Below are 12,307 nucleotides of genomic sequence, written 5' to 3' on the forward strand. Positions count from 1 at the left end.
AGCCCGCCAGTGGCCAGCGGCAAGTACTCGACGTTGGGCGGGAGGTCAGCCGGGCCGGTGACATACGGCCAGGAGGAGATAAACCTCGTCACTTCGGCCCCCGCCACATTGACCTGCACCTCGATCAGCACCATGCGGGTGGCCGACGAGCTTTGCAGCCATGCCAAAAATTGCGCGTCTGTCATTGCGAGTACTCCACTTGCTTCGCCCAGGCAGATGCCTTGGCAGATTTATCAACACCGGCCACAACCGTTTTTGCTGCTTTGTCGTTCGATTCGACGGTAGCCTGGACCACGGCGCCGGTTTGCTTGCTCTGGTCGGCTCGATGCGCAGCCACTTCCGCGCGTAGCAGCTTAATTTCCGCCAGCAGCGCATCCGTATTGCCGCCGCCCTGGTTTGGGGCGCCGCCGAAGTAGCGGCGCATGGCCGCTGCAGCTGGCGCATCCATCACCACTTCACCGCGGTGAAGCTCGGCCGCGTAGCCATCAAACGGCACGTTGGCCAGCCCGCCGGCATGGGAGCCGTCGAACTGCACGCCCAGGCCGGGCGCCGTGCCCATCGCCGCATGCAGGTTGGCAATGGCTTGCGCCACCGTCAGCACGCTGTCGTTGATGGTGATCAGGCCCGATACCTGGGCCTTGAGGGCATCCAGGCTGGCCTGCTGCACGTCGACCTGGGCCGAGGCCCATTTCAGCGCCTCGCTGTTGGCCGCCACCACGCGGGCGTAATCAGCCGCGTAACGGGCATCGGAGGCGTTGACTACCTGGGAAGCTGTCAAGAAGGCCTGCTCGGCAGCCGACAGGCCGGATTGCGCCGTCGTGTCGCCGGCATTGGCCGCAGCCAGGGTTTTCTCGAACTGGGCGCGCGCCTCGGCGTATTTCTGCTCCGGCGTCAGCGTCGACTGGGCGCCCAAGGCCAGGCTGGCGTTCAGGCTGTTGAGCGTTGTCACCCACGATTTCGACTTGTCCAGCGCCGTCTGGGCCGCTGCTGCCTCTCTGTCGTAAGCCTTTGCCAGCACGTCCTTGGCCGTCACCACCGCCTTGGTCGCCTGTACCTGGTCGAACAGCGCACGGTTGACGGCGGCGATGCTGGAGCGCTGGATGGCCAGCAGTTCCGTCTCGCTTTTCGTCAATTCGTTGAGCTGTTGCTGCAGGTCGCGGCGTTCGCTGGCGATCTCGGATGCCGTTTTCGCCACTGCGGCATACTCGCCAGTGGCTGCCGCCAGCTCGGCTGCGTAGTCGGCGGCCTTCTTGAACGGCTCAGCGATAGCGATAAGCTGCGCATACATGGACTGGCCAGCGGCCGTGTTCAGATCCTGCGCCAGCACCAAGGCCTTGAACTGGTCGACCGTGGTCACGCCCGATACACCCAGCTTGCCCATGGCATCGTTCACCGATTTGGTGATCGGCGCCATGCGCTCCGCTTCGGTCAGGAAGTTTTCGACGAAGAAGCCGGTACCGCTGGTCAGCTTATCAAGGTCGCCGGCCGCAGCGATCAGGCTTTCGCTCAGCGCCACCGCCCCCAGGCCGGTGGTGTTGAACGACTTGCCCAGCACGGCCAGCACGTCGGACACCTGCACGTAATCGTTGGTGACGCGCACCAGCGTCTCCAGGTAACCCTCCCCCACCGCCTGATATTGCTGCAGGCCGGCAACACCGAACTTGGCCATGTCGTCGCCCAGCTTGGAAAAGGCCGTTTCAAGGGCTTTCTGCTGCTCCTCGCCAGTCAAATCCTTGAGGCTGATCTTGCCCAGATCGACCACAAAGGTATTGAGCTTGGCGTTGAACGCGGCGCCACCCAGGCCCAGCACGTCGGCCGCGCTGCGGATGGTGTCACCCATGCTGGAAATGATCATCGTGAACTGGTCGTTCATTTCATCCGACAGCGCTGCCGTTTTGGTGCTGTCCTTGTTGCTATAGCTGATGCCGAACGCCTTTTTCTTGGTGTTGACGTCGGCGTAGGCCTGGGCCGTAAAGCCCAGCGCATCTACATTCCCCAGCGACATGGCCTTGCCGGTGATGCCCTGGTCCTTGATCGAGGTCGAGGTGCCAAATAACTTCGACACGACGCCGCCAAGCAACGAACCCAGCACGGCGCCTACAGCCATGCCAATAGGGCCGCCTATGGCACCTAACAGTGTCGGTGCCGCGCCGATGGTGCCCATCGTCAAAACACTGCCAACTGCACCACCCGCCAATGCGCCGCCATAGGCGCCAAGGCCGGCGAACGCCGCTTTGCCGACGCCGCCCCCGAGCGTAGCAGTGCCGGTCTGCACCCCCGCTGCAGCGCCGCCGCCAGCAGCAGTCACACCAGACCGCGCCAGCAGGTTGCCCAGGTTACCGATGCCGGCCACCATCTGCTTGAGCGAGGCGTCCATCGAAATGGTGTGCACCAGGCCCAGCCCAGAATTCTTTTCCATGATGGCCAGGCTGTGCGCGATCGATTCCGATTTCGCACCAAGAGGGCCATTCTTGATGTCCAGGTTGGAATTGCCCAAGATCGAACCAACACCGGTGGCGGCTTGGCGGTCCTTGGCGGTCGTGTCCGACCCACTCACGCCGCCGATAGCAACGCCAAGGGCTGCCACGACTGCAGCCATGGCTGCCATACGACCAAAAGCGGTGTACGGGTCGCCCTCGCCTTGCGTCAGCACGGCATTAATCCCTTTCACTACCGTCAAAGCAACCTCGGCCGCATGCATCACCTGCGATGCTGCTGCCATGGCTTGGTATCCCCTCGATCCCTCGCTAAAGAACCCCTGCGCCGCCGTCGTCATATCAGCATAGGATTTGATTTGTGCCGTTGCGCCCGACAGCTGAGCGCGGTTGATGGCTGCGATCCTGTCAGGGTTGTCGTCGCTTAGCTTCTTCGCTTCGCGCAGTTCCTTTTGCGCGCGCAACTGCCCAGCAATGCCTTCGCTATAGGCCTTGAACATTTGGCCAATCGCCTTGCCACCACTGCCAAATGCCGTGGACAGGCTGTCAGCGATAGATTTGCCTGCGCGATCCCAGTCCTTGATGGCCTGGTTGGCGAGGTTTTCCATATGCTTCGCATCGCTTTGCGCGTCCAGCCCTTGGGCCAGGCGTGAGCGCGCCGCGCGCTGGTCTTCCAGATATTTCAGGATGGCAGGTGCTTGGGCCAGTTCGGCGTCCGTTGCTCCGGCTGCGGCCTGGCCGGCCATGAACTGCTTCTGGTATGCGATGGCCAGGTCCAGCTGCGCTACAGCCTCGCGTTCGATGGAGCCGCGCGAGACTTCCCGGCCTCGATTTGCCTCTTCGATCTTTTGCGCTTCCTGGCTCAACCCAGAAATGTACTTATTGATTGCAGCATCAGATGCCTCGCCGATAGCCTCCTTCCGCAGCATTTCTTCCGCATCGAGCAACTGGATCGCCCTATCCGATTGCGCCTCCGCAGCCGCGCGTTTACCGATCAGGTCATTGATCTGCTTGGCATGCTTTGCGGCCTCGGCTTCCGTTGCGCTGTGATGCGCGCGCAAGGCGGCAATCTGCACCGTATAGCCACCGATTTCCTCGGCGGCGGTAGCATTAGCATAATCGCGCTTGTTTTTAAAATATTCCTCGTCGCCCACGCGGCCTGCCTTATGGAACATCTCGTTATACTTGGCCAGTTGGTCGATCATGGCCTTTTCGGCATTCACGTCATCCTGGACGCGCGCCAAGCGATCCGCCATTTCGGTGTTCTCGACCTGATTGACCTTCGTGGCGGTGGGCTTTTTGGAGAATTCCTTGATGGTGGCGAGGCGGCGCGCCTCGTTGGCTTCGGGCGTGATCAACGCTTTGATGAGTGGATCGTCCGATTTCAAGTCGGCCAGGCCCTGCACAGTTCGCTTGTTTTTATTCAGTTCGACATTCAGACGGCCGAGAGATTCTTCCCTGCGCCTATCGTCGGCCGCCTGCATGCGCTGCATGTCATGCATCAGGGCTGATTTTTTCTGCTGCTCATCGCCTTGAGCCGTGGCCTTTTTCTTCGCCTCGGTTAGCGCCTCCTCGGCAACAGTAAGTTGCTTGGTTAGATCGAGACGAATCATGGCCAAGGTTTTCTGATCGTAGGCATTGCGATCACCACCATGAATGGAGGAATATGATCCACTGTCAATTTGATAAATCTCAGTCTGGATTTTTTTCACCCTCGATGCCTCGGTTTCTCGCGCACCCCACTCGCCAAGTTTGTCGATAGCATTTCCGATGGCCTCAGTAACGCCGTGCCATCCACGTGCCAGGTAGCCGAGGTTTTCAATCATTTGCTTGGCACCGTCTTCGGTTGCCTTCGCAAATTCTTTCGTTGCAAGCGCAGATGCAGCCTTCTGATCCCCCTCTTTTTCCAGTGCACGAATATGCGCGAATACTTCGATAGTAAGAAAGTGATATGTATCGTCCAGCTTCAATGCGGCTCGGGTAATCGCCTCGGTCGAACGAGCTCCATTGCCAGTCATTTGCACGGCTAAGGATTCAAATTCGGCAATGGTCTTCTTGACAGTGCTACTGCCGGCATGCTCAAGCGCAATAACCGCATCGGTGATATACGCAATTTGGTCGCCTGTGAATTTTCCACTCCCCGCCAATTCAATCACAACCTTTTTTGCCTCGCGGATACTGCCGCCGGCGGCAGTCGCGGCGCGAGCCATTTCATGCAATTGATCACTTGTCTGGCCGGCATAATTGTTTGTCGAGATAAGCGCGTTATTCATTTCACGCTGCTCACCTGCGCCTTTGAACATTGCATAAACCACTGTGCCGATGGCCGCTGCCAAGCCCAAGGCAGCCAAGCCGGCAGCGCTAAACAGCAGCCCTGCGGCACCGGTCTGCTCGCCCAGCACCATCATCGAGCCGCCGAACCGGCTGAACTGCCCTTGGCTCAATTCGTGGGCAAGCACGAGCAACTCACGTTTTGCGCTGGCGGACTGGAAGCTGAAGCCTTCCATGTGCCCGCCGGCCTTCTTAGCGCCCTCGCCCGTCTCGGCCAGCTTATTGATCAGCGGTGCCGCAGCGTCGGAAACGCCCAACTGAGCGGCGCGGTAGGTTTGTAGCTGCTGGGTGGTCATGCTCAAGGTAGCCACCTGGTCCTGCAAACTTTTGATAAAGCGGTCGCCAGCTTGGGCTGCGCGATCCTGCGCGCCAGCCGCATCACGTGCAGCCCGCTCCTCCCGATGCATGGCATCAATACTATTGCCCAGCGCCGCAGCTTTGACCTGAGCGGCATTGCCCAGGCCGAGCTCGGCAGCGCGATAGCGCTCCAACTCACCGCGCGCCATGCCGAACGTGTCAATCTCGCGCTGCAACTGCACCAGCATCTTGTGATTTGACTCCTCCAGCGTGCGTGCGGACTCAGCAGCCTGGCGCATGAGGCGGGTAGTGTCGGCCATCGCGCCGTTGTAATCGGCTTGCTTCTTCCAGGTCCGCTCCGTAGCCGCGCCGAGGCTATCGATCCCGGCGGCAGCCGCCTCACTGCTACGCCATACGCCCATCGATGCGCCCATGAAGCCGTCGAGCGTGTTGCTGCCACCGAGGAAGACTGTGCGGATACGTGTGGCGCTGGCGCCCATTGCGTCGATGGAGGTGGTTGCCGCCTCCACTTTTTGCACCACGCGCGCGCCGGCCTCGCCGACCGCATCAACGGCGGCTGCGCCTTCCGCAGTTTTTCCTTTTGCATCGGCGCTGGCCTTGCCAAGCTTTTCAACTGCCGTCGTCGCGCTGTCGACCTTCTTTTCGACACTCTCGCTGGCGGCGCCAAGGCGGTCCATTGCCTGGGCGCCCTGCTCCAGCTGGCGAGCATCCATGGAAATTCCAAGAGCAGCAATATCAGGCATTATTTGTCCTTCTTGTTTTGGTGATGGAGAAACAGCGCATCGAGGCGATCAATGACTGCCTCTTCAGACGGATCGAAGCGCACCTGGTGGCGCGCCTGCCAAGCCAGAATCTCAGCGCTGGTCAGCGCATTGACGGCCATGCCGCACTGGCGTTTCTGGCTCAGCTGCGTGAACCAGGTCCACAAATATTCCAACTCGTGCGGCAGCTGCGGCACGGCCGGCGCCTCAGGTGCGCGATACAGCGGGTTTTGCCGGGCGGTGTCCAGGTGGTCGCCCTTGGCATTGCCATCACCTGCCGCTGCCGCTCGATCAAACAGGTGATCGGCGTACAGCAGCAGGGCCTGGATCAGACCTTCAAAAAATTGGCGTCGTTTTCCAGGGCGGCCGTCACGCGGTCCTGCCAGGTCGGGTACTTGTCGAACGCCGCGGCGATCATGCCCTTGTCGAAGGCGACGGGCGCGCCGTTGCTGGTGAAGCCATACCAGTCGACGGCCACGGCCAGCGCCAGGCGCTTCTGGTTGTCATCGATGACGTGCACCAGCTGATCCGCGCCTTCGTCGGTGGAGGCGTCGATGGCCGTCTTGCGCTTGGCCGACTTTTTGTAACCCTCGGCGCGCACGGCGTGGCTTTCCTTGCGGTACTCGTCGGAATTCTTGCCGACGATCTTGATGCCGGCCACGGGCTCGCCGTCGGCATCGAAGATGACGGGCACGTCGAAGGTCACGCGCGCGGCTGGCGCGGACAGGTTGGCAATGTCAAAGCCTGCGACGGCGATGGCTTGAGCGGCGTTCAGGGCTGCAGGTGCTTGGGTGGTGTTCATGGGTAGTGCCTTTCGTGGGTAATAAACAATGCCCGTGCCGGCCGCCGAGCCCACGAAGGCGACAGCGACCGGTCGGTGCTGGGGTTGGCTTGCACCAAAAAGAAAACCCGGCGTGTGGCCGGGTCAGGAAAGCAGTGATGGTTGAATCTGGTTGCTGATTTGGTTCAGCCGCTCAGCCAGCGGTGGCTTGCGCGTCTTGTGCTCGCTCAAGCCCTTGCCACACATACTGGCAAAACGATCCTGATCGTCGGCGGCAGCTTTCGCCTTGAACCACTCGACCATCAGCGAGTGCTGTGGCACGGCCTGGCGCTCCACCTGTTCAAGCTGATCGAGTACCCAACGCCGAAACGCCACTCCATTCGATGTTCGCGCAAACATGCCAACAAGGTGGGCACCGCGCAAGCTAAATAGCCGGATATCGGACGGCGGCGCGCCACGTCCCAAACTGACGGCCTGAAAAACTGTCGTCATCGAGGATGAAAATTCACGCTCGTGACGCTCAAAAATCCGCGAAACCTGGTCGCTTCGTTTGTAACCCAGGGCAACGGCGATATCAGCGGCGCTGAGCCAGGTTTTGCCGTCGTGCTCGACTAAGGCAAAGTTGTGGTTATTGAATTTCAATTCATGCATGGCAGAGCCTTTCATGGAAAGCCCGGCGCGTGGCCGGGCAAAGGGTTAAACCAGGCTTGTGTCCTGGAAGGCAATCGTGGTGGATTCGAACTGCGCATCGGTGCCTTGATAGCGAAGCACATCGAACGCACACGTGACAATCTTGTTTTTCTCGCCATCATCGACTTTGGCGCTGGTGATCTTGATGCGGCCCATGGCGATGGTCATCACCTCGGCCAGCGGCGCCGTGCTGGCCGCCATGGCGTACGCCAGTGGAATTTCCGTCTCGTTCTTGAAGTAGTCGATGTAGACGGAGTCTTGCAGCAAGACAGTGAATTGCCCCGAGCCCAGCACCTTGCCGCGCGAGGCGGCCGTGGCGAACTTGGAGCCGATCACGGGATCGATCTTGACCTGGCCGTCCAACGACAGCGACATGCCCGTGCAAATTTGCGACGGGATGCCGGCGACCGACAGCATCGCAGTGGCGCCGGAAAACTTGCCGGTACCAGGCGTGGCGGCGGGCGCGTTGAAGTAGGCGGCCGGCGTGGTCGCGCCTTCCAGCTTGCCCATCAGGGTGAAGTCCATGCTCGTGATGCCATTCGGCTGCACGGCGATATCGACCTTACTCACCAGCTGGTCGATGAAGCAGCGATTTACGGCAATGCCCGGATCCTGCACTTCGGCCGTGAACCAGTCCGTGCTGTGCCCGCTCAGCGGCGTGAAACTGCGCTTGCCGGTGGCGGTTACGGTCACCGGGTCGCCTTCGACCTTCACCGTCATGGCGCTGCCGTCCATGAACTGGCCCGTCAGCTTCAGCGCGGTGGCCGAGGTGATAAAGAAGTTCTTGCCGTTGTTGGCCGTGCCGGTGGTCAGGAAGCCGCCGATGCGCACGACGGTACCGGCGCGGTGACCGTCGGCCAGGAACGAGCCGGCGCTACGCGTCAGGCCCGTTGCGCCCGATGCGATGGTGTTTTGCGCTGCCGTGACGCCGCCGGCCGTAAAGTCGCGGCGCAGCAGCGCGGCAAGCAGCACGGCGTAGGTGCCGCAGCTAGCTTCACCCTTGATGGCGCCGGAGGTGCGGAAGTTGCCCAGGCGCGTATCGCTCTGCTGCTGGCTGGGGTCAATCTCATTGCTCGAGTACTTGTCGGCGTCCGTGTCGAACGTCGCGGTCACGCGCGGATAGAGGCGGCCGGCGGCGGCCAGCGCCTTCGTGCCTTCCGCTGTTTGCTTGCCGATAACGAGCAGGCTGTCGATGCCGTTTGCTGTGGTCATGGTGGGATTGCCTTTCTTTGGTCGAAAAAAAAGACCGCCGAGGCGATCTGTGTGGGGTAATGCGGGTTACAGGTTGCAGAAGTACCGGATCTTCACCGGCACCATCCAGCGGTCGCCATCTTCGCGGCCGTCGGCAATTTCAGGCGTGCGCTCGATCTGCACGGTCACGTCGCCCTTGGTGAAGCTGGCCCCGCGCCGGAACAGGGCGGCGATCATCTCGGCGCGCGCGGCGGCGGTCGCACTCCCCTGCCCTGACGGATACATCAGGTTGATCTGGAAGATGCCCCGCTCCTGGCGTGAGCCGTCACCCATGGAATGGTTGTTCGGCGCCGCCGGCAACAAGTATGCGGCTTGATATTCCCGGCCGGTCACTGGCTTGTATGGCGCGTTCTGCCATGCGGTGTCGATGTCGGGCTTGATGCTGGCCAGGGCCGCCTCCAGCGCCGCGCGTATTTTCAGTTGGCTCATTTTTTAATGCCTGCGACGACTTCATTCACGATGGATGGAAATTCCATGACGGTAATTCCAACCATCCCAATGGGCGCTTGTTTAGAGTGCCCGTTTTCCAAGGGAATGGCATAAGGCAGATTATTGACAAGATAGTAAATATGCCCTGCCTTGGCGCCCTTAAGTACTGCGCCATGGGCGGCTATGGCGGCCGCCACATCAGTGGCAACGAAGCCCAGCACGCCAGTCGCAGGCGCATCGACGGATAATTGCCAATTTGATCTGAATCTTCCTCCAACATAGCCCGCCGGCCCCTTTAGCATTGTCTTTACTTTACCGCTCTTTTTGCCCCTCTTCCATGTAGAGTACGGCCTTAATGAGAGCCATTTTTTGGTATCCCCAACAGGTGAACGCGCGACAATTTTCTCATCCAGTTTATGCAAAGTCTCTCTAACCGTAAAATCGACATTTTCTTTCGTCTTGGCGATGAACTCGGCGATTTGTAGCGAGAATGATTTGCCAGCCATCACACACCCCGCAATTGCAAAGTAAATAACAGGCTGACATCAACCGGTTGTAGGTCGCCGACATTGGCGATGGTGTAGGCCACGCCGCCGATCATCACCAGGTCGGAAACGGTCGGCGTCGGCATTGGCGCACCGTTGCGCTGCAGCGGCGACAGCAGCAGCTTCTGGTCGCCCGCCTGGATCAGCGTGCCGTCGATGTTCTCGGCCTCGTAGGCGATCTTCACGCCCGTGCCTTCGTGGCCCGAGGTTGCGCTGGGCGCGGCGCCAAGGTCCGGGTCGTACTCGCCGGTAACTACCTGGCGCAGCACCACGATGCCGCCCTTGCGGCGCAGGGACTGGTCGGCGCGCGCAGCGGTCTTGCTGTAGTCGGTCATAGCCTATGGCGCTTTCAAGTAGTCATACGGCGGCGTCTCCACGAAGCGCACGGCCTTGATCGTGGTCTTGCCGTCGATCAGGGCACGCAGCACGCGATGCCAGCCGTCCATGATGAAGCCCTGCTGGCACAGAATGATCGGATACTCGGTGTTGACGTCCAGCGCGCGGCGCACGTGGTGCGCGATGCCGTAGGCCGAACCGACAGGGGTCCAGACCTCGCTGCCGGAGTAAATCGCCGCCAGCGGCAGGTCGAACGGCACCAAGTCCTTAGCGCGTGCGATCAGGTTGGTGACGATCCATACCTTGCCGCCATCGCGGTAGGTGTTGTCAGCAACGAAACAGCCGTCGATCTTCACTGCCGGATATGCGCTCATGCTCGTGTCACCTTTATCGAATTGCCGCCGCCTGCCGAGCCGAAATAAGGAGCAAGGAGCGCATCCACGGCCACGAAGCGCTCGCGCGCATCCGTGGTGTTCTGGAAGTACTCGGTTTCCAACGGGCCAGTCTTGTCTTTCTTGATGGCGTTCGAGCCAGTGTCGAGGTCGGGCAGCAGATCCTCGCCGCTCCCGGCGCGCACGGCCAAGTCGATGCAAGCATTGACTACTTCCGCAGGCACGATGGTGCTGAGCAGGATAAAGCCGTCGACTGCCACGTTGTAACGCGGCCAGTCCAGTGCCTGGTGCTGATGCACCCGGCGGCCGGCCCAGCGGGTGCGGTAGGTGACCATGAAAAGCGTGGCCCTGCGCAGCGCAATCTCTTTGTCAGCTTCGGCCAGCGCCGCCCAGGCAGTGATGCCCAGGCTGGCGCAGCGCGCATCAGCCGCGGCGACGCTGGCATAGGATTCAGCGTCGACCAGGCCGGCGCCAGTTTCGATCACGATGGACATGTCAGGCTCCCAGCGCGATGGACAACTGTGCTTCGGTCATAGGCAGGTACCCGGCATCGATAGACATGTTATCCAAGCCGTAGCGCCGCACCAGGTAAGACAGATCGCCGGCATCGTGACTGGTCTTGATCTGCAAGGTACCTGCGCTCGTTTTTACCTCGGCATACTGGCAGGCATCGCCGCAGCAGTAGTCGCGCCATTCAATATCGTCAATTTTCATCACTGCCCCGTTCCGTAGTAAAAACCTGTGAAGCCGTCGCACATGCGCACCTTCCCGGCCAGCTGCTGCTGGCGGATGTATGCGCAGGCTTTCTCAAATGCCGACTTCATCAGCAGCAGATTGTCGCCCGTAGGATCTTCGCCACTGCCCGTGTCGCCCAGGCCTGTGACGCCATGCCAGAACGGGAACCAGGTATCACCGTAGGCGATGATGACGTCGGTCATGCGGTTGATCTGGCTGGCCCTCTGCCAGCCCGCGATCGAGCCGGTCACGCCGCCCGTGATCTTCGAGATGCCGCCGGCAGTAGCGCTGCCCCAGTCGCAAGCGCCCACGTGGTGCGGGTTATCGATGCCCCATGGGGTAACCGTGATATTGATCTTGCGAGCGTGCCGCTGCATTTTGATGCCGGTGCCCTTGATCACCTTTTCGGACAGCCGACTAGTTGACGACTGGGGCGACGCGTAAAACTCTAGGCCGCGCGTCATACCGCTGTTCAGGTAGAGCGCGGTGACGGGCACCACTTCGTATGCAATGGCCGATGGCGATGTGATCGTACCTGTCGCATCAGCGCCACCCAGGTGGTTGGTGCTGTGGTTTATGCATTCCCAGCCGGCATCATAGGCCAGCTTCAGCCAAGGATTGATGCCGGTCCAGTCGCTGACCACCTTGTCGCCGCTAACCCATATGCGCTTCGGCACCGCGACGTAGCCTTTCCAGTTATACGCGTCGAAAATGGGCAGGTAGTACGTGGGCATATCCGCTCCCACTGAATCCGTGCCCAGCACGATCTGCGCCTGCGAGTCGAAGTCGGTCCAGATCGAGTCGAAGTAGATGTTGGCGCCTGCCATGCCCGACAGGTCGATCTTCATACCGGTGATTGCCGCGTCGCGGATGTTCGCGGCGGCGCCGGTACCGTAGGCGCCTGCCAGCACACCGAACGGGTGGTACTCGGTAACGCCTGAACCGGTCACGTAGGCGGCCGGGTCGCGCTGCACGAACTTCAAGAAATTCCAGCCTTCCCTGACCTGATTGCTGTTAAATCCGACCGTCAAGGCATTGGTGTTCGCCGCGCCGGCGTCCGTGGTCAGCGTCATACCGATGGAGCCGATCGGCGTACCACCTGGCTCGTAGCCCGGGAGGTTATCGACATAGACCCATAGGCCGATTCGCCCCCGCAGATCCTTGACACGCGCGCCGGTGGCGAACGTCGTCAGTTTTATTTCGTGCGTGGTCGCCACCGTCGGCGACCACTGCAGCATTTCGGCTTGGCCAGTACGGCTGGTGACGCCTGTGATATTGCCTGCGGCGTCATAGCCTGTGTATC

The 12,307-nt window shown here is 60.8% G+C and carries 12 protein-coding genes and 1 pseudogene; all 13 read right to left on the bottom strand.

The annotated features are described in order from the left end of the window. Nucleotides 1-185, bottom strand: a pseudogene (locus K0F85_RS16430) (hypothetical protein); the annotation flags it as partial. Next, nucleotides 182-5,827: a phage tail length tape measure family protein gene (locus tag K0F85_RS16435; protein ID WP_219117062.1), complete on the bottom strand. Its 5,646-nt coding sequence runs from the start codon at nt 5,825-5,827 to the stop codon at nt 182-184. The gene K0F85_RS16435 and the pseudogene K0F85_RS16430, both read right to left, overlap by 4 nt. Then, complete coding sequence (locus tag K0F85_RS16440) at nt 5,827-6,042, bottom strand: hypothetical protein (RefSeq protein WP_219117063.1); 216 nt, start codon at nt 6,040-6,042, stop codon at nt 5,827-5,829. Before K0F85_RS16440 ends, K0F85_RS16435 begins: the two co-directional genes overlap by 1 nt. Before the next feature lie 131 nt (nt 6,043-6,173). Continuing rightward, nucleotides 6,174-6,647 carry a hypothetical protein gene (locus K0F85_RS16445; protein WP_219117064.1) on the bottom strand — a complete coding sequence of 158 codons (474 nt, stop codon included), beginning with the start codon at nt 6,645-6,647 and terminating at the stop codon, nt 6,174-6,176. Between the two features lie 123 nt (nt 6,648-6,770). Beyond that, nucleotides 6,771-7,277 (bottom strand): BRO family protein, encoded by a 507-nt coding sequence (locus K0F85_RS16450; protein ID WP_219117065.1) that lies wholly within the window; start codon nt 7,275-7,277, stop codon nt 6,771-6,773. 45 nt (nt 7,278-7,322) lie between these two features. After that, entirely contained in the window at nt 7,323-8,528 is a 1,206-nt protein-coding gene (locus K0F85_RS16455; RefSeq protein WP_219117066.1) for a phage tail tube protein, read from the bottom strand. Between the two features lie 66 nt (nt 8,529-8,594). Continuing rightward, the gene (locus K0F85_RS16460) at nt 8,595-8,996 is read right to left on the bottom strand and encodes a phage tail terminator-like protein (protein WP_219117067.1); all 402 of its coding nucleotides are present in this window, start codon (nt 8,994-8,996) and stop codon (nt 8,595-8,597) included. Further along, on the bottom strand, nt 8,993-9,502 hold the full coding sequence (locus tag K0F85_RS16465) for a hypothetical protein (RefSeq protein WP_219117068.1): 510 nt from the start codon (nt 9,500-9,502) through the stop codon (nt 8,993-8,995). The genes K0F85_RS16460 and K0F85_RS16465 overlap by 4 nt, the downstream gene beginning before the upstream one ends. Beyond that, a complete protein-coding gene (locus tag K0F85_RS16470; protein ID WP_219117069.1) occupies nt 9,502-9,876 on the bottom strand; it encodes a hypothetical protein in 375 nt (124 codons plus the stop codon). The genes K0F85_RS16465 and K0F85_RS16470 overlap by 1 nt, the downstream gene beginning before the upstream one ends. 3 nt (nt 9,877-9,879) lie before the next feature. Beyond that, nucleotides 9,880-10,251 (bottom strand): hypothetical protein, encoded by a 372-nt coding sequence (locus tag K0F85_RS16475; RefSeq protein WP_219117070.1) that lies wholly within the window; start codon nt 10,249-10,251, stop codon nt 9,880-9,882. Further along, nucleotides 10,248-10,763: a DnaT-like ssDNA-binding protein gene (locus K0F85_RS16480; RefSeq protein ID WP_219117071.1), complete on the bottom strand. Its 516-nt coding sequence runs from the start codon at nt 10,761-10,763 to the stop codon at nt 10,248-10,250. The genes K0F85_RS16475 and K0F85_RS16480 overlap by 4 nt, the downstream gene beginning before the upstream one ends. Before the next feature lies 1 nt (nt 10,764). Further along, nucleotides 10,765-10,983 carry a hypothetical protein gene (locus tag K0F85_RS16485; protein ID WP_219117072.1) on the bottom strand — a complete coding sequence of 73 codons (219 nt, stop codon included), beginning with the start codon at nt 10,981-10,983 and terminating at the stop codon, nt 10,765-10,767. Then, on the bottom strand, nt 10,983-12,307 hold a 1,325-nt coding region (locus K0F85_RS16490), incomplete at its 5' end, for a hypothetical protein (RefSeq protein WP_219117073.1). The genes K0F85_RS16490 and K0F85_RS16485, both read right to left, overlap by 1 nt.

This window comes from Janthinobacterium sp. UMAB-56 (assembly GCF_900095265.1).
Taxonomy (GTDB): Bacteria; Pseudomonadota; Gammaproteobacteria; order Burkholderiales; family Burkholderiaceae_D; genus Janthinobacterium.